The sequence below is a fragment of the Micromonospora purpureochromogenes genome (genome assembly GCF_900091515.1).
GTDB lineage: Bacteria > Actinomycetota > Actinomycetes > Mycobacteriales > Micromonosporaceae > Micromonospora > Micromonospora purpureochromogenes.
Genome location: NZ_LT607410.1, coordinates 2,732,457 through 2,757,887, shown reverse-complemented (window position 1 = coordinate 2,757,887; position 25,431 = coordinate 2,732,457). Strand labels below are relative to the sequence as shown.

Genomic DNA, 25,431 nt, shown 5'->3' with positions numbered 1-25,431 from the left:
CCCCCGACGGTCACCAGCTCGCGGTCCAGCCGTACCAGCCACCGCCGAGGGGCCAGAACATGGGCGACTCGAAGGAACCGTTGTGCAGGGAGCGGCTGGGGCCGCCCGGCAGGTAGGCGAAGCCGGCGTCGTTGAAGAAGGCCCCGTTCCTCTCGTAGAAGATGACCCCGCCGGGCACGAGATAGGCGGTGGTGATCCGGTAGCTGCCGATCCGGGCCGGCGCCTCCACCCGGTCGAACCTCGTCGCCGCAGTCGACTCGGGGAGGCGGGTCACGACCGTCTCGAAGGCGCCTCGGCTCAGCTCCCAGCGGGAGTGCAGCGGGGCCCGCGTCACCAGCAGCGCCAGGGTGACGGCCGCCAGCACCGGGGCGACGAGCAGCCACCACGGCCACGTCCGGCCGGCCCGGTGTGACAACTGCGCCCCGACGGTCCAGAGCACTGCCGCCACGGCGAGCACGGTGAGGGCGATCAACGCGACGATCACCGAGAAGCCAGGAACGCTGAACGCCCAGAGCAGGGTCAGCGCCCCGCAGCCCCCGACGGCGTGGGCGGCCCACACCACACCACGGGTGCTCGCGGCCAGGCTCACGCCGCGACCCTACCGGCCCGGTGGCCGGCGGTGGGGGCTCAGAGCGGGTCGTCGCGGCCCAGCTCCCAGCAGGCCACCGCCGTGGCGGCGGCGACGTTGAGGGAGTCGACGCCGCGGCGCATCGGGATCACCACCCGGGCGTCGCTGGCCTCCATCGCGGCCCGGGTCAGCCCGGCGCCCTCCGCGCCGAGCAGCAGCGCGGCGCGGGCCCGCTGGGCGGCGTCCAGGCGCTGGATGGGCACCGCGTCCGGGGCCGGGGTCATCGCCAGCACGGTGAAGCCGGCCGCCCGTACCTCGGCCAGCGCGTCGGGCCAGGGCTCCAGCTTCGCGTACGGGACGGCGAAGACCTCACCCATGCTGACCCGTACGCTGCGCCGGTAGAGCGGGTCGGCGCAGGTCGGCGAGAGCAGCACCGCGTCCACGCCGAGCCCGGCCACCGCCCGGAAGATCGCGCCGAGGTTGGTGTGGTTGTTGACGTCCTCCAGGATCACCACCCGGCGGGCGGTGGCCAGCACCTCGGCGGCGGCCGGCAGCGGCTTGCGACGGAACGAGGCGAGCACGCCCCGGTGCACGTGGAAGCCGGTGGCCCGCTGGAGCACGTCCGGGGTGGCGGCGTAGACCGGCGCGTCGCCGGTGTCGAGGTCGGCGAGCTGGTCGACGCGCTTGGCGTCCACCAGGTACGACCGGGCCGGGTAGCCGGCGCGCAGCGCCCGCCGCAGCACCAGCTCCCCCTCGGCGATGAACAGCCCGTGCGGGGGCTCCCAGCGGGTACGCAGCTCGACGTCGGTCAACGCGCGGTAGTCGGCGATCCGGTCGTCGTCGGGGTCGGTGATCTGGTGGACGGGCACGGCGACGATTCTGCCGGGTGCCCGTGCTGCGGCGGCCGGGGCGGTCGCCGGGGCGACCCGGGCCACGCTCACCCCGCCGCGGGCGCGTAGCGCAGCAGCACGCTCCGGCCGTCGAAGACGCGCGACCCGGCCAGCCGCAGGTCCAGGCGCTCCGGGCCGCCGGGGAAGACCGGCCGGCCGCCGCCGAGCACGACCGGGTGCACGATCACCTGGTACTCGTCGATCAGGCCGAGCGCGGTCAGCGCGGCGCCGGCGCCGGAGCCGCCGGTGAGCAGCAGGTCCCCGCCCGGCTGCTCCTTGAGCGCGGTGATCTCCTTGGCGAGGTCGTCGCCGCCGACCACCCGCGCGTCCCACTCGGCTCCGGTGAGCGTCCGGGAGACGACCACCTTCGGGGTCCGCCGCCAGATCGGCGCGAAGGCCAGGTCGTGCGGGTCCGTCGACATCGACTCGGCGCGCGGCCAGTACCAGGACATCATCTCCCAGACCTTCCGCCCGTAGGCGAAGGCGCCGGCCCGCTCGGTCAGCTCCAGGGAGTACGCGGACAGCTCCGGGCCCATCGACGGCCAGTCGAACTCGCCGTTCGGGCCCTCGATGAAGCCGTCGACGGACTGGTGGACCCAGTAAACGACCTTGCGCATGGTCTCTCCTCACGTCCGGGCGCCTCCGGTGGGCGCTCTCACCGGTGGGTCGGAGCGGAGCGCCGGTTCCCGACAGCCCGGCGGAGAATTTCTTGCCCGGGCCGGCTAGCGTGCCGGGGCATGGCCCGTCCCGTGATCATCGCGCTGCTCGGGGTCGACGGCTCGGGCAAGTCGACGCAGGCCCGGGCGCTGGCCCGGCGGCTGTCCGAGCGGGGTGTCCCGGCGACGTACTTCGAGAACGCCGGCGGCCGCCCGCTGTGGAACCGGCTCGCCCACCGGCTCGGGCGGCGCGACGGCATGCACCTGTTCGGCCGGCGCCTCTACCCGGCGCTGGAGGCGGCCGTGCGCTGGCTGGCCGTGGCCCGGGCGGTCGCCGGGGTCCGGCTGACCGGCCGGGTGGGCGTGATGGACCGCTGGACCTGGTGCCAGTACGTGATCATGCGAGCCCGTGGCGACCGGGGCGTCCGGCTGGTCCGGGCGGCGTACGCGCTGTTCCCCCGTCCCGACCTGGTCTGCTTCCTGGCGGTGTCGCCCGCGCTGGCGCAGCGGCGGGTGCACGAGCGGGGCATCGACACCGAGGAGTCGGGCCACCTGGCGGCGCTGGACGCCGCCTACCGGGCGCTGCCGGAGTTCCCCGACTTCCGGGTGCTCGACGGCGGGGCCGACCCGACGGCGGTCGCCGCCGCCCTGGACCGGCTGGTCCGACCGCTGACCACCGGTACGCGACGCGGCTAGGCGATCGTCCTGCCGCCTCCCGGCCCCGGCCCGCCGCGCTCCCGCTCCAGCACCGCCTTCAGCCTGGCCAGGTCCTTTCGGTTCGCCCGGCGCATCGCCGCCGCCAGCACCGGGGCGGTCACCGTCGCGAAGCCGCGGGGCTCGCCACGGTTGCGCAGGGTCATCCGGGTGCGCGCCCGGCCCTGCGCTTCCCAGCGATAGGTCGTCTCCATGGGAAACGGGCCCTGCGCGGTCCGCATGACGAGCCGCTCGCCGGGGACCAGCTCGACGATCTCGTACGTGTAGGCCAGCCGCCGACCGAGGAAATGCGCGACGAAGGCGAGGCGGGAACCGACCCGCAGTGGCGGAGGCGTGCGCCACTCCACCGACTCGATGTTCACGTACCAGGTGGGAGCGTTGCCGGGGTCGCCGGCGTACGCCGCCACGTCGGCGACCGGCCGGTCGATCACGATCTCCGTCACCACGTCCACTGCCATGGCGGCACTCCCCTCGGCGGACATCCCTCGTCCGGGCCCACGGTGGCGGTCCGCGGCGCGGGCGGACGCCCCTCATTCTGGCCGCCCTCGGGTCACCGCGCCCGCGCTAACGGCCAACCCACGACTCGGCTGGACAGCACCCGACCTAGGCTTCGATCATGGAGTACCGACTGGTCGACCGGCTGCCCACCGTCGAGGAGTTCGTCGCGGTGACCCGCGCCGTCGGCTGGGCCGACGCGTACGACCCGGCGGCGATCCCCGCCTCGCTGGCCGCCTCGCTGCACGCGGTGGTGGCGGTGGAGGGCGACCGGGTGATCGGGCTGGGCCGGCTGATCGGCGACGGGGCGATCTACTACTACCTGCAGGACCTCGCCGTGGTGCCGGAACGGCAGCGCCGGGGGGTGGGGGCCGCCATCCTCGGTCGGCTGGAGGAGTGGATCGCCGGCCGCGCCTCGGCGCGCACCTTCGTGGGGCTCTTCGCCACGGGCGGGTCGGTCGCCCTCTACCGGCGCTTCGGCTACGCCGTCCACGAAGACATGACCGGCATGTTCCGGGTCGGCCCGCGCCGCACGTCCTGAACCGGCGACGGCCACCGTCCCCGGGCGGGAACGGTGACCGTCCACGATGGTGCGGCCGGGCGTCAGCCCCGGCGGTTCTGCAGCCAGCGCAGGATGTCGGAGGGGATCTCCCGCTCGCGCCGCGGCTCCTCCGGGCGGGGCGCCGGCTTCGGCTCGGGGCGCTGCGGGTTGCCGGCCAGCTCGCGGCTCGGCGCGGTGAAGTCGCGGACCGGCTGGCCGTCGACTGCGGCGCGGATGGTCCGGGCGACCGCGTCGATCACCTCGCTCTGCACCGCGGCGCCGACGGCGTCGCTCGGGTCGTCCGGGTTGGCGGCGATCCCGGCGACCGCCACCTGCGGAGTGAACCCGACGAAGGTCTCGGTGGCGTTCTTCTCCGAGCTGCCGGTCTTGCCGGCGACCGGGCGACCCACGATCCGGCTCACCCCGCTGGCCGTACCGCCGTTGCACTGCCCGTACGCGGACTGCTGCCCGACCGGGCAGCGCGCCGCGTCGGTGGCGGCCCGGGCGACGTCGGCCTCCAGCACCCGCTTGCAGGACGGCTGGCCGACCGGCACCTTGGTGCCGTCCGGCGCGGTCACCGACACCACCGGGGTCGGGGCGCAGTACGTCCCCTCGGCGGCCACCGTGGCGTACGCGTTGGCCAGGTCGAGCGGGGTGGTGGCGGCCACACCGAGGGTGAAGGCGCCCCAGTTGGCGGCGTCGTTCGCGGCGAAGGCGGCGTCGGACTCGGCCCGGAAGGTGATGCCCAGCCGCTGCGCCATCTCCACCACCTTGTCCTCGCCGACCTGCTCGGCCAGCCAGACGAAGTAGGTGTTCACGGAGCGGCCGAAGCCGTCCCACATCATCCGGTAGCCGTCCATCCGCTCCGGGTTCGCGTTGGCCGGGCACCACCTGCCGTCGCAGCTGCCCTCGCCCTCGGCGGCGTACCGGGTGGGCAGGCGGCTGGGGGCGTCGAAGCCGGTGGCGAGGGGCTTGCCGGCCTCCAGCGCGGCGAGCATGGTGAACATCTTGAACGTCGAGCCGGCCTGGTAGCCCTCGACGCTGCCGCCGCCGGAGATCAGCGGGTTGACCGTCTCGTTCTCCGCCACGCCGTACCGGCGGTTGACCGCCATCGCCAGCACCCGGCCGGTGCCCGGCTCGACCGCCGCGATCGGCAGCGCGCGCGCGTCGTCGTCGGCGTAGACCTTGCGGGCCTGGCTGACGGCGGTGGCCTGTACGTCCGGGTCGAGCGAGGTGACCACCCGGTAGCCGCCCCGGCGCAGCGCCTGCTCCCGCTCCTCGGCGGTGGCGCCGAACGCGGGCTGCTCCAGCCACCACCGGCGCAGGTAGTCGCAGAAGAAGCCGGCGTCGTCGGTCCGGGTGGCCACGCAGCCGTTGGGCTGGGCGGTCGGCCGCAGGGTGGTCTTCTCGGTGCGGGCCTGCGCCGCCTGGGCCTCGGTGATCGCGCCGGTGGCGACCATCGCGTCGAGCACGTACCCGCGCCGGGTCAGCGCCGCCTCGGCGTCGCCGTCGATCGGGCTGTACTCGTCGGGCGACTGGACCAGGCCGGCGAGCAGGGCGGCCTCGCCGAGGGTCAGGTCCGCCGGGGCCTTGCCGAAGTAGCGCTGGCTGGCCGCCGCGACGCCGTACGCCCCGGAACCGAAGTACGCGATGTTCAGGTAGCGGTTGAGGATCTCGTCCTTGCTGAGGGAGTCCTCCAGCGCGGTGGCGTACCGGATCTCCTGGAGCTTGCGCCCGACGGTCTGCTCGGTGGCGGCCTGCCGCTCCTCGGCGGTGCGGCTGGGATCGGTCTTGAGCACGTTGCGGACGTACTGCATGGTCAGCGTCGAGCCGCCCTGCGCCGAGCCGCCGGTCAGGTTGGCGACCACGGCGCGGGCCAGGCCGCGCAGGTCGGCTCCGCCGTGCGAGTAGAAGCGCCGGTCCTCGGCCGCGACGATCGCCTGCCGCATCACCGGGGCGATCTCGGCCAGCGGCACGTCCGTGCGGTTCACGTCGTAGAACGTGGTGAGCAGCGTCGTGCCGTCGTTGGCGTAGAGGTAGGACCGCTGCGGGGTGGCCGGCGTGCGCAGGGCCGCCGGCAGCTCGTCGTACGCCCCGAGGGCCGCCTTGGCGGTCACTCCGGCGAGCAGGTTGCCCGGCAGCGCGGCGACCGCGAGAACGAGGCCGGCCAGCAGGCCGGCGAGCAGCACGGTGAAGAGCCGCGACAGCGGCGACCGGGGTCGGGGCATGGTGTCCAGGATTGCCAGCGATTCGTGAAGCGGGCCACCCCGGCACGCGATTGTCAGCTAACTCACCGTGACCTGCCAGCCTTCTCTCCGCCCCACACCCCTCCCGTCCCCACTCGGCCCTGCCGTCCCCGCTGCACCGCCGCGCCCCCCGCGCCCCCTTGACGGCACTCCCGCCCCACCCAGCCGGCGCATTTCCGGACGCAAGCCTCTTGATCAACCCGTCGAGGCTCGTGGGCGCGGGCACGGGCGCGGAAGCGCGGGCGCGGGCGGGTCAGGCGGCGGGGAGGGGGCCCTGGGGGCCGCCGGTCGAGGTGGGGACGCTGGCGGTGGCGGCGTCGCGGGCGATCGCGGCGGGGACCAGCCGGCCGGAGCGGTAGCCGATCCCGATGCCCGAGATCAGGACGAAGATGGCGCCGAAGGTCTGCAGCGAGCCGATCAGCGCGCCGCCGAGGCCGACCAGCGGGGCGGCGATCATGAGCATCACGCCGTCACCCATCGAGAACATCCCGGAGCGGGCCACCGACCAGCCGGTGAACAGCCAGCCGGCGCTGTAGAAGGTGGCGCCGACCAGGACCAGCATCCGGGCGGTGGTGCCGAAGACCGGGGTCTGCTCGGCCAGCCCGGCGAAGGGCAGCATCAGCACGGTGCCGGCGATGCTGACCAGCAGCCCGGTGACGGCCACCTTGCGGTCGCGGGTGGCGGCGAGCAGCCCGGTCAACGCCAGCAGGGCGAGCAGGCCCAGCCAGACCGCGGCCACCCAGCCCACCAGGTAGAGCGGCCGGCCGTCGGCCGGGTACGGGTCGTTGCCCACCCCGCCGTCGCTGGCCAGCGCCACCACGCCGTACAGCACCGCGTACGCGGGCAGCAGCCACACCGACGCGCGGGCGAAGCGCCGCAGCGACCACGCCCAGCTCGCGTTGGTGGCCGGCGCCGCGGGGCCCGGGTCGCCCACGAAGGGCAGCACCCCGAACCCCCCACCGGTACGGCGGGTGCCCAACGGGCCGGCGGGATCGTGCGCGCCGGGGACGGGGGTGCTGGAGAAGAGCCGCTTCGCCGGGTCCATGGTTCACCTCGCTCGCTCCGACGGGCGGCGCGGGGACGCATCCGGCGCCCCGGCTCCTGGCCACCACCCGTCCGTCAGACCGATCGTGGCAGGCGCCGGGACGGGGCATGAGTGTTTCTCGCATTTGCCGTCCGGCTCCGGACGGCGCTTGGATCAGCCGCGTTCGCGCCGGTCGGCCGGGTCGTTGAGCAGGCTCTCCGGCGAGACCGGCTCCGGGGCGGGCAGCCCCTGCGGGGCCTTGCCGCCGGTGGCCTGCGCCTCGGCGACGCGTACCTCGTCGTGGATCTGCTGGGCGGCGGTGGCCGCCGCCTGGGCCGCCTCCGCGGCCTCGCGCTCGACCTGGCTCGCGGTGTCCGACGCCTCCGGGGTCGGCACGTCGCCGACCATCTGGCTCAGCCCGCCGAGCGCGCCGCCCATCCCCTCCAGGGCCTTGGTCAGCTCGGCCGGCACGATCCAGACCTTGTTGGCGGTGCCGTTGGCGATCTGCGGCAGCGCCTGGAGGTACTGGTAGGCCAGCACCTTCTGGCTCGGGTTGGCCTGGTGGATGGCGTCGAAGACGGTACGGATCGCCTTCGCCTGACCCTCGGCCTGGAGGATCCGGGCCTGCCGGTCACCGTCGGCGCGGAGCACCGCGGACTGCTTGTCACCCTCGGCGGTGAGGATCTGCGACTGCTTGTGCCCCTCCGCGGTCAGGATCGCCGCCCGGCGGTCCCGCTCGGCGCGCATCTGCTTCTCCATCGAGTCCCGGATGCTCGCCGGCGGCTCGATCGCCTTGATCTCCACCCGGGTGACCTTGATGCCCCAGCGTCCGGTGGTCTCGTCGAGCACCCCGGAGAGGTGTCGGTTGATCTCCTCGCGGCTGGTCAGCGCCCGCTCCAGGTCCAGCGAGCCGATCACGTTGCGCAGCGTGGTCACGGTGAGCTGCTCGATGGCCTGGATGAAGTTGGCGATCTCGTAGGTGGCCCGGACCGCGTCGACCACCTTGTAGTAGAGGACCGTGTCGATCGACACGACCAGGTTGTCCGAGGTGATCACCGGCTGCGGCGGGAAGCTGACCACCTGCTCGCGCATGTCGACCTTGGTACGCACCGCGTCGATGAACGGGACCAGCAGGTTCAGGCCCGGGTTCAAGGTGCGCTTGTACTTTCCGAGCCGCTCCACCACGTCCTGACGCTGCTGCGGCACGATGCGTACCGCCTTGACCAGCGTCACCACGACGATCAGGGCCACGGCCACCAACAGGACCGCTGCAAACTCCATACCGCTCACCTTTTCGCTTCCGGCAGCTCGCCGGGGGAGGAAATGTCGTCCTGCCACACCAGGGCGGTGGCGCCCCGGACCTTGATCACCTGCACCCGCTCACCGGGCTCGAACGACTGCGTCGCGTCGTACGCCCGGGCGCTCCACAGCTCACCGTCAATCTTGACGAGGCCGCGCCCGTCGTCGACCCGCTCCAGCACCAGCGCGGTGGCGCCCTCCAGCGCCTCCACCCCGAACGCCTGCTCGCCGCTCTCCAGCGCGCTGCGCGCGTGTCGGGCGATGACCGGTCGGACCAACGCCACCGAGAGCACCGACACGGCGGCGAACACCAGCGCCTGCACCGGGACCGGGGCGCCCAGCGCGGCGGCCCCGGCGGCGGCGAAGGCACCGGCCGCGAACATGATCAGAAAGAACGTCGTCGTGAAGATCTCGGCGACGCCCAACAGCACACCCAGTACGACCCACACCACGGCGTCCACCATTCAATCGTGACACGCCGACGCACGCCGCGCCGTCCCCCATGATCAGTAAGCTCGCCGGGTAGGCCGCGACCGACCGAGGAGAACGCCGTGCCCCTGCTGCCCGAGACCGTCCGCCGGGCCGACGCGCTGGTCGCGCAGGCACAGTCCACCGGCCGCGCGCCGTCGCTGGTGCTGGGTGTCGTCCGCGACGGGACGCTCGCCCACCTCGCCGCCGCCGGCGACCATCCGCGTCCCGACGCCGACCTGCAGTACCGGCTCGGCTCGATCAGCAAGACCATGACGGCCACCCTGGTCATGCAGGAGCGCGACGCCGGCCGGCTCGCCCTGGACGACCCGCTGGAGCGGCACCTGCCCGGCACGCCGGTCGGCGCGCTGACCCTGCGCCAGCTCCTCGGGCACGCCGGCGGGCTGCAACGCGAGCCGGACGGGCAGTGGTGGGAGCGGACCGAGGGCGGCGACCTGGCCACGCTGGTCGCCGGGCTGACCCCCGAGAAGATCGCGTACCCGCCGCACCGGGCGTACCACTACTCCAACCTGGCGTACGGGCTGCTCGGCGGGGTGCTGGAACGGATCACCGGCACGCCGTGGGCGGAGCTGACCCGGAAGCAGATCCTGACGCCGCTCGGCATGCACCGCACCACCTACGACGCCACCGAGCCGTACGCCCGCGGCTACGTGGTGCACCCCTGGCACGACACCCTCCGCGAGGAGCCGCGTACCGACACCGGGGCGATGGCGCCGGCCGGGCAGCTCTGGTCCACCGTGGCGGACCTGGCCCGCTGGGCGGCGTTCCTCGCCGACCCCACGCCGGCCGTGCTCGCGCCGGAGACGCTGACCGAGATGTGCGCGCCCGTGGTGATCAGCGACCTGGACTCGTGGACCGGCGGGCACGGCCTCGGGGTGGAGCTGTACCGGGAGGGCGACCGGGTCTACGTCGGACACGGCGGCTCGATGCCCGGGTACGTCGCCGCGCTGGCCGTGCACCGCCCGAGCCGTACCGCCGTGGTCGGCTACGCCAACGCGTACGGCCTGCGCTCGACCCACCTCGGCGGGCTCGCCCGGCAGCTGCTCACCCTGGTGCTCGACACCGAGCCGGCGCCGGTGACGCCGTGGCGGCCGGCCGCCGCGCCGCCCGCCGAGGCGGTCGCCGAGCTGACCGGCCGGTGGTGGTGGATGGGCGTCGAGTTCGAGTTCCGCGTCGACGCCGCGGGCGAGCTGCGGGCGGGCCGGGTCGGCGAGCCGGTGCTCCGGTTCACCCCCGAGGGCCCGGACCGCTGGCGGGGCCGCAGCGGCGCCCAGGACGGTGAGCTCCTCACCGTCGTCCGGGACGAGGCCGGCCGCGCGGTCGCCCTGGACATCGCCACGTTCGTCTTCACCCGCACCCCCGACCAGGAGCCCTGAGGTCGTCGGGTGTGCCGTCGCCGGCCCGGCGACACCGGCGGGCGGACGAGCGGGAGCCAGCGGGCGGTCAGCCGGGCTCGGTGACGAAGTCGATCAGGCGTTCCATCGCGTTGATCAGCGGCGTCTCCACGTCGGCGAAGCTGTCGACGCGGGACAGAATGTGCCGCCACATGTCCGCCGGCTCGGCCACCCCGAGCGACGCGCAGACGCCTTCCTTCCAGGGCCGCCCCGGCGGCACCACCGGCCACGCCGCGATACCCAGCGCCGCGGGCTTCACGGCCTGCCAGACGTCGACGTACGGGTGGCCGGTGACCAGCACGTGCGGCGAGGTCACCTTCGCCACGATCCGGCTCTCCTTGGAGCCGGGCACCAGGTGGTCGACCAGCACCCCGAGCCGCCGGGTCGGTCCGGGGCCGAAGTCGCGCACCTCGGCGTCGAGGGCGTCGATGCCGTCCAGGGGCTCGACCACCACGCCCTCGACCCGCAGGTCGTCCCCCCAGATCCGCTCCACCAGGGCGGCGTCGTGCACGCCCTCCACCCAGATCCGGCTCGCCTTGGCCACCTGCGCCCGGACGTTGTCGAGCGCGATCGAACCGGAGGCGGTCCGCCGGCGGGCCGCCGGCACCGGGGCGCGGGTCGGACGGCGCAGCGTCACCGGCCGGCCGTCGAGCAGGAACGCCGCCGGCAGCAGCGGGAAGTTGCGCCGCCGACCGTGCCGGTCCTCCAGCACCACCGCACCGGACTCGAACCCGACCACCGCGCCGCAGAAGCCGGAGTCGGCGTCCTCGACCACCAGGTCCGGCTCGGCGTCGACCTCCGGGGTCACCTTCCGCCGCCGCCAGTCTCCCGCCAGCACGTCCTCGCCGTATCGCCGCGCCATGTCGATCAAACTAACCGCCGCCCCGGCGCGCCGCCCGCCGACGCGCCGCTGCACCCGCCCGGCAGCCCCCGCCCCGCCGCACCGCCTCCGACCGACCCCATGATCGGGTCGCAATTACCTACCCGACACGCCGGCGAGCGTGTCGGAAAATGCGACCCGATCATGGGGCGGGGTGCGGCACGGCACCCCGCCGCGGTCGTGGCGACGGAGGGCGAGCCGGGTGGACCGGCAGGTGCCGGGAGGGCGGCGCGTCCAAGGCGGGGGAAGCGCCGGAGTGGCGGCGGAGCCGGGCGGGCGGGGGCGAAGCGGGCAGTTCGGGGCAGGTGACGCGGCCGGAGCGGCAGTCGAGACAGGGCAGGCGGGGACCACGTACCCTTTCGGCATGTCCTCCCCCGCAACGGGCGCGGCCACCCTTGCCCCGCGCCGGTCGAGCCGGTTCGTTGCCTGGGTACGCGCTTGGCGCGCCGGCCTGGTGCCGTACGACGAGGTCGCCGAATCCATCGCCGGCGACGAGGAGCACCTGGTCGCGGACGCGCCCGGCACCTGGACCGACGTCCCGCTGCGGGACGCGCTGCCCAGCCTGGCCAAGCTCTCGCCCGACGAGATCCGGTTGGTGCTGCCCGCACCCGGCGACCCGCGCGGCCTGCCCGGCCCCGGCGACTTCGCCGGCGCGGCGCTGCTCGCCGGCGAGGCGGTGGTCGCCGGGCCGCTGGGGCTGATCCCCGAGGTGCGCACGCACACGTCCGGTTCCGGGATGACCTGGGAGACCGTGCTCTGGCGGGTGTACCCGCTGCCGGCCGACGCGCCGAAGGCGTCGCTCGCGGCGCCCGGCGCGGCGGAGGCCGAGGCCGAGCTGGCCACCGCGCTGGCCGAGACGACCGCCGCGCTGACCCGGCTCGACGTGGCCCAGTGGCGGCCCGAGCTGGCCGGGGCCCTCGCGGCGCTGCGCCGCCCGGACGGCGCCACCGACCTGCCCCCCGGTTTCGACCCGCGCGCCCGGCGGCTCTTCGCCCGGGCGGCCGTGCTGGACCGGGTGCTCGCCCTCGCCGGGCACAGCGCGCCGGGCGGGGCGATCAACAACTACGAGGCTCAGCAGCGCGACGCCGCGCTGCGCCCGCTCACCACCGCCTGCCGGCAGGCGCTGGTCGCCGCCTGCAACGCTCCGCTGCGCTTCTGACGGCGTACCCGTGCCGGCCGACGGACGTCCGGCCGGCGTGCGGCCGGTCCACGACGCCGGCCGGTCAGATCTCGTCGATGAGGTCGGCGACCGAGTCGACGATCCGCGACGGCCGGTACGGGTAGCGCTCGGCCTCGATCCGGCTGCTGATCCCGGTGAGCACCAGGATGGTCTCCAGCCCGGCCTCCAGTCCGCAGAGGATGTCGGTGTCCATCCGGTCGCCGATCATCGCGGTGGTCTCCGAGTGCGCGTTGATGGTGTTGAGCGCCGAGCGCATCATCATCGGGTTGGGCTTGCCGACGAAGTACGGCTCCACCCCGGTCGCCTTCGAGATCATCGCGGCGACCGAGCCGGCGGCCGGCAGCGCGCCCTCCACCGACGGGCCGGTGACGTCCGGGTTGGTGCAGATGAACCGGGCCCCGTCGTTGATCAGCCGGACCGCCTTGGTGATCGCCTCGAAGCTGTAGGTGCGGGTCTCCCCCAGCACCACGTAGTCCGGCGCGAAGTCGGTCAGCACGTACCCGACCGCGTGCAGCGCCGTGGTCAGCCCGGCCTCGCCGATCACGTACGCGGTGCCGCCCGGCCGCTGGTCGGCGAGGAACTGGCCGGTGGCCAGCGCCGACGACCAGATCGCCTCCTCCGGCACGTCGAGTCCCATCCGGACCAGCCGGGCCTGGAGGTCCCGCGGGGTGTAGATCGAGTTGTTGGTCAGCACCAGGAACGGCTTGCCGGAGGCGCGCAGCCGCTTGACGAACTCCGGCGCGCCCGGCACGGGCTGGCCCTCGTGCACCAGCACGCCGTCCATGTCGGTGAGCCAGCTCTGCACCGGCTTGCGGTCCTGCATCGTCTCGTCCCAGGGGTTGTCGGGGTGGGTGGTGTCAGGGGCGGCGGGCGGCCGGCACGCAGCACGGCGTGGGACAGGTGTCCCACATCGGCAGCTCGCCGAGGCGGCGGCGCAGCCGCTCCCCGTCGGGTGTGGTGCGCTCGGCCACCAGCTCGCGGACCATCGCCACGAAGCGCGGGTCGGTACCCGGGGTGCCCGCCCGGACGAAGTCCAGGCCCAGCCGCTTTGCCGTCTCCAGCGCCTCGGTGTCCAGGTCCCAGACCACTTCCAGGTGGTCGGAGACGAAACCGATCGGGCTGACCACCACGCTGGTCACGCCGGACTCGGCGAGCGCGGTCAGGTGGTCGTTGATGTCCGGCTCCAGCCACGGCACCTGCGGCGGGCCGGACCGGCTCTGCCAGACCAGGTCGTACGGCAGGTCGGGCGCGGCGGCGGCGTGCACCAGCCGGGCGACCTCCGCCAGCTGCGCGGTGTACCGGCCGCCGTGCGGACCTGCGGTGGCCGCCGCCGAGACGGGGATGGAGTGCGCGGTGAAGACCACCCGGGTGGTGTCCCGCTTCGCCGGGTCGAGCTGGGCCAGCGCCGCCTGCACCGCGTCGACGTGCGGCTCGATGAAGCCGGGGTGGTCCCAGAACTGGCGCAGCTTCTCGATCACCGGGGCGTCGGCGCCGACGGCGGCCCGGGCCGCGGCGATGTCCTCCTGGTACTGCCGGCAGGACGAGTAGCCGCCGTACGCGCTGGTGACGAAGGCCAGCGCGCGGGTGACCCCGTCGTCGCGCATCCGCGCCACCGTGTCGGCGAGCATCGGATCCCAGTTGCGGTTGCCCCAGTAGACCGGCAGGTCGACGCCGTTCGCGGCGAAGTCCGCCCGGACCGCGGCGAGCAGCTCGCGGCACTGCTGGTTGATCGGGGAGACCCCGCCGAAGTGCAGGTAGTGCTCGGCGACCTCTTCGAGCCGCTCCGGCGGCACGCCCCGGCCCCGGGTCACGTTCTGCAGGAAGGGCAGCACGTCCTCGGGACGCTCCGGGCCGCCGAAGGAGACCAGCACCAATGCGTCGTACGCCATGGTCCCATTCTCCCCGACGGCCGTGCCGGCCCGGCGGCCACCCCGCGGGCACCGGGTTTCGCCGGTGGCTCAGGCGCCGATCGCGTGGTAGCCGCCGTCGACGTGGACGATCTCGCCGGTGGTGGCCGGGAACCAGTCGGACAGCAGCGCCAGGCAGGCCCGGGCGGCCGGTTCCTGGTCGGTGAGGCTCCAGCCGAGCGGGGCCCGCTCGGTCCAGGCGTCCTCGAACTGGTCGAAGCCGGGGATCGACTTGGCGGCGATGGTGCGCAGCGGGCCGGCGGCGACCAGGTTGCTGCGGATGCCCTGCTTGCCCAGGTGCAGGGCCAGGTAGCGGGAGGCGGACTCCAGACCGGCCTTGGCCACGCCCATCCAGTCGTAGACCGGCCACGCCTTGGTGGCGTCGAAGGTGAGCCCGACCACGGCGCCGCCGGCCGACATCAGCGGCAGCGCCGCCATCGCGAGGGACTTGTACGAGTACGTGGAGACCTGGAGCGCGGTGGCCACGTCCTCCCAGGGGGCGTCGAGGAAGCCGCCGCCGAGGCAGCTCTGCGGGGCGAACCCGATCGAGTGCACCACCCCGTCCAGGCCGTCAACGTGCTCGCGCACCTTGTCGGCCAGGCCGGCCAGGTGCTCCGGGTTCGTCACGTCCAGCTCGATCACCGGGGCCGGCTCGGGCAGCCGCTTGGCGATCCGCTCGACCAGGGAGAGCCGGCCGTAGCCGGTGAGCACGACCTGTGCGCCGTTCTCCTGGGCGAGCTTCGCCACCGAGAAGGCGATCGAGGCGTCGGTGATGACACCGGTGACCAGCAGCCGCTTACCGGCGAGCAGTCCGGACATTCGGGGATTCCTCCGTACGTTTTCTCGGGTGGGGCGGTCGTCAGTGGCCCATGCCCAGGCCGCCGTCGACCGGGATGACGGCGCCGGAGATGTAGCCGGCGGCGTCCGAGGCCAGCCAGGTGACCACGCCCGCGACCTCGTCCGGCTCGGCGAACCGGCCGGCCGGGATGGCCTTGCGGTACTCGGCGCGACGCTCGTCGGGCAGCTTGGCGGTCATGTCGGTGTCGATGAAGCCGGGGGCGACCACATTGGCGGTGATGTTGCGGCTGCCCAGCTCGCGGGTGATCGAGCGGGCCACGCCCACCAGGCCGGCCTTGCTGGCCGCGTAGTTGACCTGGCCGACGCCGCCGTAGAGGCCGACCACCGAGGAGATGAAGATCATCCGGCCCCACCTCGCCCGGAGCATCTTCGTCGACGCCCGCTTGGCGCAGCGGAAGGTTCCGGTGAGGTTGGTGTCCAGCACGCTGGTGAACTGCTCCTCGGACATCCGCATCAGCAGCGTGTCGTCGGTGATGCCGGCGTTGGCGACCAGCACCTCGACCGGCCCCAGCTCCGCCTCGACGGCGGTGAAGGCCGCGTCCACCGACGCGGCGTCGGTGACGTCACACCGGACGCCGAAGAGCCCCGCCGGGGCGTCGCCGCTGCGGTGGGTCACCGCCACCCGGTCGCCCTGCTTGGCGAACGCCTGCGCGATGGCCAGGCCGATCCCCCGGTTGCCGCCGGTCACCAGCACGGTACGGGCCACGGGTCCCCCTCTGCTCAGCTGATCTCTGCGTCGGGTCGGAGCCTAGGCGCTACCGGTAGGTAAGCGCTAACGCCCGGACCGGCGCCGACCCCGGCCCGAGGGGTGGGCACGGCGCGGCGAACCCCTCGGACGGGCCCCCACCGGCCCTTCGGCCGGGTCGGTCGGGACGCTCGGCCGGGTGCGCGGCGGCAGCGTCCCCGTTGTACGATGATCGGCGTTTGCGGGTCGGCGTCCGGCCCGCGTTCCGGGCCCCGCCGACCGCAGGAGGTGATCGCTGTGCGAGATAGCGATCCTCCCAGTCGTGGCCGGGCCCTCCGTCAGCCCCGCTGAGCCACGACTCAGTCGGTCGAGCTGACCCAGCTCCCGCTCCCCGCACCGCCCGCCCCGGCCATTGCCGGGGTGGCCGGCCAGCGCCGTCCCGCTCCCGGGCCGGCCCACGGTGGAGCCGCCCGGTCACGACTTCGTGTGCGCGTCCTGCTCAACCCCTGCGGTCCGCCCCCGCACGCGCGGACCGTCCAGCCGCCACCGGAGCCGTCCATGAGCCGTTACGTCGCCCCGCTGGGCTTCACCCTCGCCGCCGTCTGGGTGGCCGTCGTCTTCGTCCTGGCCGGCGGCGGTCACTGACCACCGCCGGCCGTCCGGCCACCCGTCCCGCCCGGGACGGCGCCCGCGCACCCTTGGCGGGTCTCAGAGCATCCGGGACGACCAGAGCAGGCTCAGCCCGCCGGCGCAGAGCGCGAGCAGCAGCGCCACCCCCGCGTACCACTGGGTGATCTCGCGCGGCGCGGTGCGGAACCCGATCGAGCTGCCCATGTCCTGGTAGACCTGCTTCAGCTCGGAGACCGAGGCCGCCTCGTAGAAATAGCCCTCGGTGGTCTCGGCCAGCTGCGCCAACGCCAGCCGGTCCACCGGCACCCGCTGCGGCTGACCGTTGATGTCGACCTGCCCCGAGTCGGTGCCGAAGGCGATGGTGGAGACCGGCACGTTGGCCGCCTGCGCCGCCGCGGCGGCCTCCTCCACCGACCGGCCCGACGTGCGGAAGCCGTCGGAGAGCAGCACGATCCGGGCCGGCGGGATGCCGGCCGCGCCGTCGGCCGGAACCGAGCGGATCGCCTCCAGGCAGGTGAAGACGGCCTCGCCGGTGGCGGTCGCCTCGGCCAGGGTCAGCCCGTCGATCGCCGCCGTCACCGCCTCCCGGTCCTTGCTGGGGGCGACCAGCACGTTCGCCGACTTGGCAAAGGAGACCAGCCCGAGGTTGTAACTCTCCGGCAGCTCCCCGACGAACTGCTTCGCCGCCTCCTGCGCGGCCTCCAACCGGTTCGGCGCCACGTCGTCGGCCTGCATGGACAGTGAGACGTCGATCGCCAGCATGACGGTGGCCCGCTCCAGGGGCTCCCGGGTGTCCATCGCCGGGCGGGCCATCCCCGCGGCCAGCGCCACCAGGGCGAGCAGGAACGCGGTGGCCGCGGCGTGCCGCCGCCAGCCCAGGCCCTTCGGCGCCAGGGTCCGCAACAGGTCCACGTTGGTGAACCGCATCGCGTACGCCCGGCGGTGGCGCTGCCGCCAGACGTAGAGCGCGGCGAGGGCCAGCACCGGCAGCAGGGCCAGCAGCCACCACGGTTGCAGAAAACGGATCATCGCGTCGTCCCCCGGGTGCGGGCGTGCCGCTGCGCGGCCACGAATCGCACCATGTCCAGCAGCCAGTCTCGATCGGTACGCAGGCGCAGGTGCCCGGCGCCGGCGGCGCGCAGCTCGGTGGCGATCGCCTCGCGCTGGGCGGCCGCCGCCTCGGCGTACCGCCGGCGCAGCCGGGGATCGGCGGTCTGCACCTCGTGCAGCTCCCCGGTCTCCGGGTCGACCACCGGCAGCACCCCCACGTCCGGCAGCTCCAACTCGCGCGGGTCGACCACCTCGATCGCCAGCACGTCGTGCCGGACCCGCAGCTTACGCAGCGGCCGGCCCCACTGCGGCGGCGGCGCGAGGAAGTCCGAGATCACCACCGCCAGGCCCCGCCGCCGTGGCGGGCGGTTGAGCAGGTCGACCAGCGCGCCCAGGTCGCTGCGCCCGGGCCGGACCGGGGTGTGCGCGACGGCCCGCAGCAACGCGTGCGCCTCCCGGCGACCCGAGCGGGCCGGCACCCGGGTGAGCACGCCCGGCCCGGCGGGCGGCGGCGGGGCGGCGCGCCAGCGGCCGGCGGGCGGCGCCGTCTCCGCGCCGGTGCCGATCACCGCGCCGATCCGGTTGCCGCCGCGCACCGTCAGGTGGGTCAGGGCGGCGGTCGCCGCGATCACCACCTCCCGCTTGAGCCAGCGCCCGGTGCCGAAGTCGAGGCTCGCCGACAGGTCCACCGCGAGCCAGGTCTCCAGCTCCCGGTCGGCCACCGTCCGCCGCACGTGCGGCATCGTCGTCCGGGCGGTGACCGGCCAGTCCATCCGGCGTACGTCGTCGCCGGGCCGGTACTCCCGCGACTCCCCCGCCTCGCTGCCGGGGCCGGGCAGCAGTCCGGCGTAGTCGCCCTGGAGCAGGCCGTCGAGCTTGCGGGTGACCAGCAGCTGCAACCGGGTCAGCACCGCCTCGGTCCGCTCGCCGCCGGCGTCGGCGGGGCGCACGGGTGAGGTCACGGCCGCTGCCCGGGCCAGCCGGCGCCGGGCGGCGCGCTGACCGGCGGCACCAGGGTCGCCTGCTGGCGGGGCGCCACCGAGGGCAGCGGGATCGTCGACATGACCCGGTGCACCACGTGGTCGGCGGGCACGTCGTCGGCGAGCGCGTCGTAGCTGAGCACCAGCCGGTGCCGCAGGATGTCGGGCGCGATGTCCTGCACGTCCTGGGGCAGCGCGTAGTCACGGCCGCGCAGCAGGGCCAGCGCCCGGGTGGCCCGGACCAGGCCGAGCGAGGCGCGCGGGCTGGCGCCGTACTGGATGAGCCGGGCGACGTCGGGCATGCCGTGCTCGGCCGGGGTACGGGTGGCCAGCACCAGCCGGACCGCGTAGTCGACCAGCGCGTTGTGCACGAAGACCTGGTCGGCCTTCTGCTGCAGGGCGATCAGGTCGTCGGTGGTGAAGACCTGCGCCGGCTCCGGCGGGGCGACGCCCATCCGGTAGACGATCTCGCGCTCCTCGGCGTCGGTCGGGTAGCCGACCACGATCTTCATCAGGAACCGGTCCCGCTGCGCCTCCGGCAGCGGGTAGACGCCCTCCTGCTCGATCGGGTTCTGGGTGGCCATCACCAGGAACGGGTTCGGCACCCGGTGCGTCTCGCCGCCGATGGAGACCTGCCGCTCGCTCATCACCTCCAGCAGCGCGGACTGCACCTTCGCCGGAGCCCGGTTGATCTCGTCGGCGAGGAGGAAATTGACGAAGACCGGGCCCAGCTCCACGTCGAACTTCTCGCTGGACTGCCGGTAGATCCGGGTGCCCATGATGTCGGCGGGGACCAGGTCCGGAGTGAACTGCACCCGGGCGAAGTCGCCGCCGACCACCTTGGCCAGGGTCTCCACCGCCAGCGTCTTGGCCACCCCGGGTACGCCCTCCAGCAGGCAGTGACCCCGGGCGAGGAGCGCGACGAACATCCGCTCCACCATCCGGTCCTGGCCGACGATCACCCGTTTGATCTCGAACAGCGCCCGTTCCAGCAGGCTGGCATCCTCCGCCGGGGTGCTCACCGGCATGGGCGTCTCGGGGGCCGCCCCGTTCGGGGTCGGGGCGTCGGGCGTGGTCGGCTGGGCCACCGGTCCTCCACAGCATGATCGGTCGTCGCGGCGTGGTGCGTATCAAGACTCGCATGCCGGGCTGAGAGCCGATGGAGGGAGAAGCCGATTTCCGCCGCGCCGTCCCGTTCGCCGAATCGCTGAACGAGGGTGGACACACAGGGGTCCGGCGCGTGTACGATTCACCCCGTCGCCGGGCGGCTCCCCCCGTGGTCGCCCGGCGCTCAAACTTCCGGCACCCCGGCCTAGACTGCCCCGGGTGACCGACTCCAGCACCGCCGACGAGGCACCGATCTGTTCGGCCCGTGGCTGCCGCGCTCCCGCCGTCTGGGCGCTGCGCTGGAACAATCCCCGCCTGCACGACCCGGAGCGGCGCAAGACCTGGTTGGCCTGCCCCCAGCACCGGACCTCCCTCGGCGACTTCCTCGACGCGCGCGGCTTCCTGCGCGAGGTCGCACCACTGCCGGGATCGCATACGCTCGAACGGTGAGCGCGCAGAGCGGATCTTCCCGGTGACCGGCGCCGAGCCACCTCAGCGTCCGGTCAGCGCCCTGGAACCCTGGCCGGACACCGTCCGGTGGCAGCGGATCTCCGGCGACCTGATCTGGGTGGAACTGCTCCGGCTCGCGATACTGCTGGCCGTGGTGCTGGCCGGTCTCGGCCTCGGCTGGGCGCTCAGCGGTCACTGGGCCTTCGGCGTCGCGTTCGGGCTGGTGCTGCTGCTCGGCGCCTGGCGGGCGGTGGCGATCGTCCGGGCCGTCCGCGCCTGGGGCTACGCCGAGCGCGAGAACGACCTGCTGGTCCGGCACGGGCTGCTGGTCCGGCGGCTCTCCATCGTGCCGTACTCGCGGATGCAGTTCGTCGACGTCAGCGCCGGGCCGCTGGAGCGGGCGTTCCGCCTGGCCACCGTGCAACTGCACACCGCCGCCGCGGCCAGCGACGCCCGGGTGCCCGGCCTGCGGCCGGAGGAGGCGGCCCGGCTGCGCGACCGGCTCACCGCGCTGGGCGAAGACCGCGCGGAGGGGCTGTGAACGACGGGCCGCGCGGGCCGGAACCGGCCCGGCCCGACACCGGGCCGGCCCCGTCGGAGCCGCCCGCGCCGGCCGCCCCACCCGGATCCGAGCCGGTCTCCGGCCCATTCGGATACGGCCCCGTCTCCGGCCCACCGGTCCACGGTGCTGTCTCCGGCCCACCGGCGCACAGCCCGACGTCCGGCCCACCGGTCCATGGCCCTACGCCCGGCCCACCGGAGCACGGTCGGACATCGGGCCACCCCGGATACGGCGCCACCTTCGGCCAACCGGTGCCCGGCCCGACACCCGGCCCACCCGGACACGGCCCAGCGCCCGCGCCGCCCGGATACGGCCCGCCGCCCGGATACGGTCCTGTGCCCGGGGGCCACGGCCCCGTGCCCGGCGCACCGCCCCACGCCCCCACACCCGGGTACGCCCCCGCGCCCGGCCCGGCCGGGGAGGAGCCGCGGCAACGGCTGCACCCGCTCAGCCCGGTGCTGCACGGGGCGAAGTCACTGGTCGTGGTGATTGCGGGCCTGTCCTGGTCGACCCTGTCCCGGGTGGGCTTCGGGGTGTTCACCGTCATGGTGGTGGTGCTCGCGCTGGGCGCGACCGTGCTGGCGGTGATCAGCTGGTGGAACACCGGCTACCACATCGTCGGGCGGGAGCTGCGGGTGCACGAGGGGCTGCTCTGGCGGCGTACCCGGGCGATCCCGCTGGAGCGGTTGCAGGCGGTGGAGGTGGTCCGACCGCTGCTCGCCCAGCTCACCGGCCTGGCCGAGCTGCGGCTGGAGGTGGTGGGCGGCGGCAAGACCGAGGCGCCGCTGGCGTACCTCGGCGTGGCCGAGGCGGCGGCGTTGCGGCAGCGGCTGCTCGCCGTGGCGGGTCGGGCCGCCGGCGGGGAGGCCGCGCCGGCCGTCGCACGCGTCGGGGTGCCGCCGGAGCCGGTCGGCCGGCCGCTGCACGCCGTCCGCAACATCGACCTGCTGGTCAGCCAGCTGCTCACCCCGCAGGCGTTCCTGCTCCCGTTCGGCCTGGCCTTCGTGGCGGGCCAGTTCCTCTCCGAGGGCTCCTGGTCGTTCATCGCGGTGGCCAGCACGCTGACCGCGATGGCCGGCGTGATCCTGCAACCGGTGCGCCGGGTGCTCGACGACTGGAGCTTCCGGCTGGACCGGGAGGAGGACCGCCTGCGCGTCCGCAACGGCCTGCTGGAGACCCGGGTGCAGACCGTGCCGCTGGACCGGGTGCAGACCATCGGGGTGACCTGGCCGCTGCTCTGGCGGATGAAGGGCTGGTTGCGGCTGCGGCTGGAGGTGGCCGGCTACTCCGGTGGCGAGCAGGACGACCGGAACCGGCCGGACCGGCTGCTGCCCGTCGGCGACCTGCGTACCGGCGAGGAGATCGTCGCCGAGGTGCTGCCCGGGGTGCGGCTGACCGCCCTGCCGCTGACGCCCCCGCCGGCCCGGGCCCGCTGGCTGCGGCCGCTCAGCGTGCGGGTGATCGGCGCCGGGCTGGGCGAGCGCGTCTTCGCCGTCCGCTCCGGGCTGCTGACCCGGCAGCTGGCGATCGTGCCGTACGCCCGGATCCAGAGCGTGCGGGTGGTGCAGGGGCCGGCGCAGCGGCGGCTGCGGCTGGCGACGGTGCACGCCGACACCGCGGGCGGTTCGGGTGCCGCGGCGCACGACCGGGACCTGGCCGAGGCGTGGGCGCTCGCCGCGGAGCTGATCGCCCGCGCGCACGCCGCACGGCGCGCCCGCTGACGATCCGGCGAGTGGTCGCGGCGCGTTCCCGCTGACAATCCGGCGAGTGGCGTGACGCGTCCCCGCTGACGATCCGACGAGTGGCGCGGCGGATTCGCCGACGGTTCAGCGGGCGGCCCGCTGCTCCGCCTGCTGCCCGGCCGACGCGCCCGCCGGCTCGGCCACGGCCGACTCGACGGCGACCGGCTCGGCCGTGGCCGAAGAGACCGCCGCCGGGGAGGCCGTGGTCGGCGGGGCCGCCAACGGGCGGCGGGCCCGGTGGGCCGCCCACCAGCGCTCGGCGAGCCCGACCACCAGGAAGGTCACCCCCACGTACGCCCAGCCGACCAGCACGTCGATCACGTAGTGCTCGCCGCAGTAGACCAGGGTGAAGGTCATCGCCAGCGGGTACGCCAGCAGCAGCGGCCACCACCGCTTCCGGGTGGCCCGGAGGAAGAACACCACGACGAACAGGGCGAACGCGGTGTGCAGCGACGGCATCGCGGCGACCGGGTTGCTGGCGATCTGCCCGGCGTTGAGCAGGTTGCCGGCGCCGTGCATGCCGAACGCCTTCCAGCCCCGGGTGGAGATCCGGGCGACCTCGGTGAGCAGGCCGTTCTGCGCCGCCCACCAGGGCGGGGCGGCCGGGTAGAGGAAGTAGGTGACCAGCCCGGCGGCGCAGAGGAATCCCCAACGCCGCATGAACGCCGCCCACCGGCTGCGGTCGCGCAGCCAGAGCACCGCGGCGGCGGCCAGCGCCACCACGAAGTGGGAGAAGTACACCCAACTGGCCAGGACGTCCCACCAGTGCACGTCGGGCCGGTAGAGGTGCTCCTGGAGCCAGACCGTCGGCACCTCGCCGCCGGTGGCCCAGCCGAACATCACCCGGTCGGCGACCACCAACTCGTAGGCGTGCGGAGTCGCCCCGTTGTCGGCGAAGCCCCGGGAGAGGTTGTACGCGGCCAGCAGCAGCACCACCGGCACCCAGTCCCGGGCGAAGTGCAGGTGGCTGCGCCACGGGCGGGACGAGTTCCAGGCGATCGTCGCCGCCCAGATCCAGACGAACGCGTACGCCGGGTCGGTCGGCAGGCCGATGGCGAGCCAGGCGGCGACGAAGGCGACGCCCCAGACCGCCATCGCGATCGCGCGGCGACGCCCGCCGTCGGCGGGCGCGGCCGGTCCGGTGGGGGCGGGGGGCTGGGGGTCAGTCACGACGTGCATCGCGGTCAAGGTTAACGGCGGCTGACGCGGACCACCGGGCCGGCTGCCTCCCCCGGCCCGGCCCGGCCACCGCGGACCACCGCGCCGGCCGCCGACGGCGGGTGGTCCGGTTCGCCGTCGTCGTCGCCGGGGCCGCCGCCGAACACCTACGCTGAGCCCATGCAGGAGCACCCGGACACCCCCTTCCCGACCGGGCTGACCGCCCGGGTGGAGCTGACCGTCACCGACGCCGACACCGCGCAGGCGGTGGGCTCCGGCGACGTGCCCGTGCTCGGCACGCCCCGGTTGCTCGCGCTGGCCGAGGCGGCCACCGTGGCGGCCACCGCCACCCACCTGCCGGCCGGCTCGACGACCGTGGGCAGCCGGGTGGAGCTGGAGCACCGCGCGGCGACACCGGTCGGGCGGACGGTGGTGGCCCAGGCCCGGCTGGCCGAGGTCGCCGGGCGGCGGCTGGTGTTCGAGGTCACGGTCACCGACGGCGACGAGACGGTGGCCGAGGGCCGGGTGGAGCGGGCGCTGGTCGACCGGCAGCGCTTCGTGGCGCGCGCGGCGCGGGTGTCATGACCCTCCGGTTCGTGGAGGTCGCCGACCGGGTCCACGTGCTGCGCGAGCCGCTGCTCGACGTCAACGTCACCCTGGTCGTCGGTGACGGGGAGGCGTTGCTGGTGGACAGCCTCTCCACCGCCGGGCAGGCCGCCGAGCTGGCGGCGGCGGCCCGGACGGTCACCGGCCACCCGTGGACGCTGGTCAACACCCACCACCACTACGACCACTGCTTCGGCAACGCCACCCTCGCCGCCGACCCGCCCCGCCCGGTGTACGCCCACGAGCTGGCCGCCGCCGCGCTGCGCGAGCGGCCGGACGCGCTGCGCCGGGAGGCGTACGAGGAGCTGCGGGGCGAGCGGCCGGAGTTCGCCGCCGAGGTGGCCGGGACGGAGCTGCTCGCCCCGACGCACACCGTGCTCACCGAGGCGGTGCTCGACGTCGGGGGTCGCCGGGTGGTGCTACGTCACCCGGGGCGCGGGCACACCGACGCCGACCTGGTGGTACACGTGCCCGACGCCGACGTGCTGGTCGCCGGGGACCTGGTGGAGCAGAGCGGGCCGCCCGCCTTCGAGGACTCGTACCCGTTGCAGTGGCCGGACGCGGTGGCCGAGCTGCTGCGGCTCACCACCCCCGCGACGGTGGTCGTGCCCGGGCACGGCGACCCGGTCGACGCCGAGTTCGTCCGGGCCCAGCACCGCCAGCTGGTCGACCTGGCCTGGCTGATCCGCGCCGCCCACACCGGCAGTGCCCCGCCCGAGCGGGTCGCCGCCGAGGCGCCCTTCGGTGCCCGCCCCGCCCTGATCGCCGCCCGCCGCGGGTACGCCCAACTCAACGGCACCCCCTGACGCCCGGCCGCGCGCCGGGCGCCGGTCAGTTCGTGGCGCGGAGGGTGGCCAGGAGGCGGTCCAGGGCCGGAACGGCGGCGCGGACGGCGGCGCGATCGGCGGGGTCGAGAGCGGCCAGGGCGGTGGTGAGCAGGTCCGTGCGGTGCCGCGCGTGGTCGGCCATCCGGGTGCGGGCCGCCTCGGTGAGGTGGAGCCGGACCACCCGGCGGTCGGCCCGGTCCCGCTCCCGCGCGAGCAGGCCGGCGGCGGTCAGGTCATGGACCAGGGTGCTCACCGTGTTCGGCGCGGTGCCGAGCCGCCGGGCGGTCTCCCGGCCGCTGATCCCGGGGTGATCGCGGACCAGCAGCAGCAGCTCGACCTGCGCCTCGGGCAGCACCGTGCGGTTGGCGCGGCGGGTGGCCGACCGGCGCAGCAGCCGGTGCAGCTCGCCCACCAGCGCGCCGAGGCGCGCCGTGCCCTCGTCGGTCGACATCCGGGTCACCCACCTCACAGGGCAATAGTTCTGAGTACAGAG

At 74.7% G+C, this 25,431-nt stretch carries 28 protein-coding genes; 10 read left to right on the top strand and 18 right to left on the bottom strand.

Annotated features, from left to right (window positions below; genetic code table 11):
- Nucleotides 1–10: 10 nt before the first annotated feature.
- From GA0074696_RS12835 to GA0074696_RS12825, 3 genes are all read right to left on the bottom strand, one after another.
- Complete coding sequence (locus GA0074696_RS12835) at nt 11–589, bottom strand: hypothetical protein (protein WP_088961328.1); 579 nt, start codon at nt 587–589, stop codon at nt 11–13.
- Nucleotides 590–627: 38 nt separating this feature from the next.
- Nucleotides 628–1,437 (bottom strand): TrmH family RNA methyltransferase, encoded by an 810-nt coding sequence (locus GA0074696_RS12830; protein WP_088964527.1) that lies wholly within the window; start codon nt 1,435–1,437, stop codon nt 628–630.
- A gap of 68 nt (nt 1,438–1,505) precedes the next feature.
- The gene (locus GA0074696_RS12825) at nt 1,506–2,075 is read right to left on the bottom strand and encodes a dihydrofolate reductase family protein (RefSeq protein ID WP_088961327.1); all 570 of its coding nucleotides are present in this window, start codon (nt 2,073–2,075) and stop codon (nt 1,506–1,508) included.
- Between the two features lie 120 nt (nt 2,076–2,195).
- Between GA0074696_RS12825 and GA0074696_RS12820 the strand changes: the two genes are divergently transcribed.
- A complete protein-coding gene (locus tag GA0074696_RS12820; RefSeq protein WP_088961326.1) occupies nt 2,196–2,810 on the top strand; it encodes a dTMP kinase in 615 nt (204 codons plus the stop codon).
- On the opposite strand, the gene GA0074696_RS12815 is transcribed toward GA0074696_RS12820, so the two are convergent.
- A complete protein-coding gene (locus GA0074696_RS12815) occupies nt 2,807–3,286 on the bottom strand; it encodes an SRPBCC family protein (protein ID WP_088961325.1) in 480 nt (159 codons plus the stop codon). The two genes, GA0074696_RS12820 and GA0074696_RS12815, sit on opposite strands and share 4 nt — an antisense overlap.
- 158 nt (nt 3,287–3,444) lie before the next feature.
- On the opposite strand from GA0074696_RS12815, the gene GA0074696_RS12810 reads away from it, so the two are divergent.
- Entirely contained in the window at nt 3,445–3,864 is a 420-nt protein-coding gene (locus GA0074696_RS12810; protein WP_088961324.1) for a GNAT family N-acetyltransferase, read from the top strand.
- Between the two features lie 62 nt (nt 3,865–3,926).
- Here the strand turns inward: GA0074696_RS12810 and GA0074696_RS12805 are convergent, their stop codons facing one another.
- The 4 genes from GA0074696_RS12805 to GA0074696_RS12790 form a co-directional block, all read right to left on the bottom strand.
- Nucleotides 3,927–6,092: a transglycosylase domain-containing protein gene (locus tag GA0074696_RS12805; RefSeq protein WP_088961323.1), complete on the bottom strand. Its 2,166-nt coding sequence runs from the start codon at nt 6,090–6,092 to the stop codon at nt 3,927–3,929.
- 271 nt (nt 6,093–6,363) lie between these two features.
- Nucleotides 6,364–7,155: a hypothetical protein gene (locus tag GA0074696_RS12800; RefSeq protein ID WP_088961322.1), complete on the bottom strand. Its 792-nt coding sequence runs from the start codon at nt 7,153–7,155 to the stop codon at nt 6,364–6,366.
- Nucleotides 7,156–7,308: 153 nt separating this feature from the next.
- Nucleotides 7,309–8,415 (bottom strand): SPFH domain-containing protein, encoded by a 1,107-nt coding sequence (locus GA0074696_RS12795; protein ID WP_088961321.1) that lies wholly within the window; start codon nt 8,413–8,415, stop codon nt 7,309–7,311.
- A 5-nt stretch (nt 8,416–8,420) separates the two neighbouring features.
- Nucleotides 8,421–8,894, bottom strand: a complete 474-nt coding sequence (locus GA0074696_RS12790) for an NfeD family protein (RefSeq protein WP_088964526.1) — start codon at nt 8,892–8,894, stop codon at nt 8,421–8,423.
- 90 nt (nt 8,895–8,984) lie between these two features.
- Between GA0074696_RS12790 and GA0074696_RS12785 the strand changes: the two genes are divergently transcribed.
- Entirely contained in the window at nt 8,985–10,298 is a 1,314-nt protein-coding gene (locus GA0074696_RS12785) for a serine hydrolase domain-containing protein (RefSeq protein ID WP_088961320.1), read from the top strand.
- A gap of 67 nt (nt 10,299–10,365) precedes the next feature.
- On the opposite strand, the gene GA0074696_RS12780 is transcribed toward GA0074696_RS12785, so the two are convergent.
- The gene (locus tag GA0074696_RS12780) at nt 10,366–11,178 is read right to left on the bottom strand and encodes a DUF3097 domain-containing protein (protein ID WP_088961319.1); all 813 of its coding nucleotides are present in this window, start codon (nt 11,176–11,178) and stop codon (nt 10,366–10,368) included.
- Nucleotides 11,179–11,560: 382 nt separating this feature from the next.
- On the opposite strand from GA0074696_RS12780, the gene GA0074696_RS12775 reads away from it, so the two are divergent.
- Complete coding sequence (locus GA0074696_RS12775) at nt 11,561–12,355, top strand: hypothetical protein (RefSeq protein WP_088961318.1); 795 nt, start codon at nt 11,561–11,563, stop codon at nt 12,353–12,355.
- 64 nt (nt 12,356–12,419) lie between these two features.
- Here GA0074696_RS12775 and GA0074696_RS12770 read toward each other — a convergent pair whose 3' ends face one another.
- The 4 genes from GA0074696_RS12770 to fabG form a co-directional block, all read right to left on the bottom strand.
- Nucleotides 12,420–13,199 (bottom strand): HAD-IIA family hydrolase, encoded by a 780-nt coding sequence (locus tag GA0074696_RS12770; protein ID WP_088961317.1) that lies wholly within the window; start codon nt 13,197–13,199, stop codon nt 12,420–12,422.
- Between the two features lie 34 nt (nt 13,200–13,233).
- Nucleotides 13,234–14,265 carry a ferrochelatase gene (locus tag GA0074696_RS12765; protein ID WP_088961316.1) on the bottom strand — a complete coding sequence of 344 codons (1,032 nt, stop codon included), beginning with the start codon at nt 14,263–14,265 and terminating at the stop codon, nt 13,234–13,236.
- 69 nt (nt 14,266–14,334) lie between these two features.
- Entirely contained in the window at nt 14,335–15,102 is a 768-nt protein-coding gene (gene fabI, locus GA0074696_RS12760; RefSeq protein WP_088961315.1) for an enoyl-ACP reductase FabI, read from the bottom strand.
- A gap of 40 nt (nt 15,103–15,142) precedes the next feature.
- On the bottom strand, nt 15,143–15,847 hold the full coding sequence (gene fabG / locus GA0074696_RS12755) for a beta-ketoacyl-ACP reductase (RefSeq protein WP_088961314.1): 705 nt from the start codon (nt 15,845–15,847) through the stop codon (nt 15,143–15,145).
- A 465-nt stretch (nt 15,848–16,312) separates the two neighbouring features.
- Here fabG and GA0074696_RS30740 point away from each other — a divergent pair, with 465 nt between their 5' ends.
- Nucleotides 16,313–16,471 (top strand): hypothetical protein, encoded by a 159-nt coding sequence (locus tag GA0074696_RS30740; RefSeq protein WP_157745877.1) that lies wholly within the window; start codon nt 16,313–16,315, stop codon nt 16,469–16,471.
- 63 nt (nt 16,472–16,534) lie between these two features.
- On the opposite strand, the gene GA0074696_RS12750 is transcribed toward GA0074696_RS30740, so the two are convergent.
- From GA0074696_RS12750 to GA0074696_RS12740, 3 genes are read right to left on the bottom strand one after another with little or no spacing between them, the layout of a single operon-like run.
- On the bottom strand, nt 16,535–17,485 hold the full coding sequence (locus tag GA0074696_RS12750) for a VWA domain-containing protein (protein ID WP_088961313.1): 951 nt from the start codon (nt 17,483–17,485) through the stop codon (nt 16,535–16,537).
- Nucleotides 17,482–18,486 (bottom strand): DUF58 domain-containing protein, encoded by a 1,005-nt coding sequence (locus GA0074696_RS12745; RefSeq protein ID WP_088961312.1) that lies wholly within the window; start codon nt 18,484–18,486, stop codon nt 17,482–17,484. Before GA0074696_RS12745 ends, GA0074696_RS12750 begins: the two co-directional genes overlap by 4 nt.
- A complete protein-coding gene (locus tag GA0074696_RS12740) occupies nt 18,465–19,574 on the bottom strand; it encodes an AAA family ATPase (protein WP_088961311.1) in 1,110 nt (369 codons plus the stop codon). The genes GA0074696_RS12745 and GA0074696_RS12740 overlap by 22 nt, the downstream gene beginning before the upstream one ends.
- Before the next feature lie 238 nt (nt 19,575–19,812).
- Between GA0074696_RS12740 and GA0074696_RS12735 the strand changes: the two genes are divergently transcribed.
- The 3 genes from GA0074696_RS12735 (at nt 19,813) to GA0074696_RS12725 (ending at nt 22,326) form a co-directional block, all read left to right on the top strand.
- Entirely contained in the window at nt 19,813–20,043 is a 231-nt protein-coding gene (locus GA0074696_RS12735; protein WP_088961310.1) for a hypothetical protein, read from the top strand.
- A 22-nt stretch (nt 20,044–20,065) separates the two neighbouring features.
- Nucleotides 20,066–20,584, top strand: a complete 519-nt coding sequence (locus tag GA0074696_RS12730; protein WP_231925347.1) for a PH domain-containing protein — start codon at nt 20,066–20,068, stop codon at nt 20,582–20,584.
- 377 nt (nt 20,585–20,961) lie between these two features.
- Nucleotides 20,962–22,326, top strand: a complete 1,365-nt coding sequence (locus GA0074696_RS12725; protein ID WP_407940579.1) for a PH domain-containing protein — start codon at nt 20,962–20,964, stop codon at nt 22,324–22,326.
- 105 nt (nt 22,327–22,431) lie between these two features.
- Here the strand turns inward: GA0074696_RS12725 and GA0074696_RS12720 are convergent, their stop codons facing one another.
- A complete protein-coding gene (locus GA0074696_RS12720; protein WP_088964524.1) occupies nt 22,432–23,526 on the bottom strand; it encodes a phosphatase PAP2 family protein in 1,095 nt (364 codons plus the stop codon).
- Nucleotides 23,527–23,685: 159 nt separating this feature from the next.
- Here GA0074696_RS12720 and GA0074696_RS12715 point away from each other — a divergent pair, with 159 nt between their 5' ends.
- Together GA0074696_RS12715 and GA0074696_RS12710 are read left to right on the top strand one after the other, a co-directional pair.
- Nucleotides 23,686–24,090: a thioesterase family protein gene (locus GA0074696_RS12715; protein WP_088961308.1), complete on the top strand. Its 405-nt coding sequence runs from the start codon at nt 23,686–23,688 to the stop codon at nt 24,088–24,090.
- On the top strand, nt 24,087–24,917 hold the full coding sequence (locus GA0074696_RS12710) for an MBL fold metallo-hydrolase (RefSeq protein ID WP_088961307.1): 831 nt from the start codon (nt 24,087–24,089) through the stop codon (nt 24,915–24,917). The genes GA0074696_RS12715 and GA0074696_RS12710 overlap by 4 nt, the downstream gene beginning before the upstream one ends.
- A gap of 25 nt (nt 24,918–24,942) precedes the next feature.
- On the opposite strand, the gene GA0074696_RS12705 is transcribed toward GA0074696_RS12710, so the two are convergent.
- A complete protein-coding gene (locus GA0074696_RS12705; protein WP_088961306.1) occupies nt 24,943–25,389 on the bottom strand; it encodes a MarR family winged helix-turn-helix transcriptional regulator in 447 nt (148 codons plus the stop codon).
- Between the last annotated feature and the right edge of the window lie 42 nt (nt 25,390–25,431).

Excerpts from the sequence above, each read along its gene's own strand:
- GA0074696_RS12825 (WP_088961327.1), bottom strand. The coding sequence starts at position 2,075 with ATGCGCAAGGTCGTTTACTGGGTCCACCAGTCCGTCGACGGCTTCATC.
- GA0074696_RS12820 (WP_088961326.1), top strand. The coding sequence starts at position 2,196 with ATGGCCCGTCCCGTGATCATCGCGCTGCTCGGGGTCGACGGCTCGGGC.
- GA0074696_RS12815 (WP_088961325.1), bottom strand. The coding sequence starts at position 3,286 with ATGGCAGTGGACGTGGTGACGGAGATCGTGATCGACCGGCCGGTCGCC.
- GA0074696_RS12810 (WP_088961324.1), top strand. The coding sequence starts at position 3,445 with ATGGAGTACCGACTGGTCGACCGGCTGCCCACCGTCGAGGAGTTCGTC.
- GA0074696_RS12805 (WP_088961323.1), bottom strand. The coding sequence starts at position 6,092 with ATGCCCCGACCCCGGTCGCCGCTGTCGCGGCTCTTCACCGTGCTGCTC.
- GA0074696_RS12800 (WP_088961322.1), bottom strand. The coding sequence starts at position 7,155 with ATGGACCCGGCGAAGCGGCTCTTCTCCAGCACCCCCGTCCCCGGCGCG.
- GA0074696_RS12795 (WP_088961321.1), bottom strand. The coding sequence starts at position 8,415 with ATGGAGTTTGCAGCGGTCCTGTTGGTGGCCGTGGCCCTGATCGTCGTG.
- GA0074696_RS12780 (WP_088961319.1), bottom strand. The coding sequence starts at position 11,178 with ATGGCGCGGCGATACGGCGAGGACGTGCTGGCGGGAGACTGGCGGCGG.
- GA0074696_RS12775 (WP_088961318.1), top strand. The coding sequence starts at position 11,561 with ATGTCCTCCCCCGCAACGGGCGCGGCCACCCTTGCCCCGCGCCGGTCG.
- GA0074696_RS12770 (WP_088961317.1), bottom strand. The coding sequence starts at position 13,199 with ATGCAGGACCGCAAGCCGGTGCAGAGCTGGCTCACCGACATGGACGGC.
- GA0074696_RS12765 (WP_088961316.1), bottom strand. The coding sequence starts at position 14,265 with ATGGCGTACGACGCATTGGTGCTGGTCTCCTTCGGCGGCCCGGAGCGT.
- fabI (WP_088961315.1), bottom strand. The coding sequence starts at position 15,102 with ATGTCCGGACTGCTCGCCGGTAAGCGGCTGCTGGTCACCGGTGTCATC.
- GA0074696_RS12750 (WP_088961313.1), bottom strand. The coding sequence starts at position 17,485 with ATGATCCGTTTTCTGCAACCGTGGTGGCTGCTGGCCCTGCTGCCGGTG.
- GA0074696_RS12720 (WP_088964524.1), bottom strand. The coding sequence starts at position 23,526 with ATGCACGTCGTGACTGACCCCCAGCCCCCCGCCCCCACCGGACCGGCC.
- GA0074696_RS12715 (WP_088961308.1), top strand. The coding sequence starts at position 23,686 with ATGCAGGAGCACCCGGACACCCCCTTCCCGACCGGGCTGACCGCCCGG.
- GA0074696_RS12710 (WP_088961307.1), top strand. The coding sequence starts at position 24,087 with ATGACCCTCCGGTTCGTGGAGGTCGCCGACCGGGTCCACGTGCTGCGC.
- GA0074696_RS12705 (WP_088961306.1), bottom strand. The coding sequence starts at position 25,389 with ATGTCGACCGACGAGGGCACGGCGCGCCTCGGCGCGCTGGTGGGCGAG.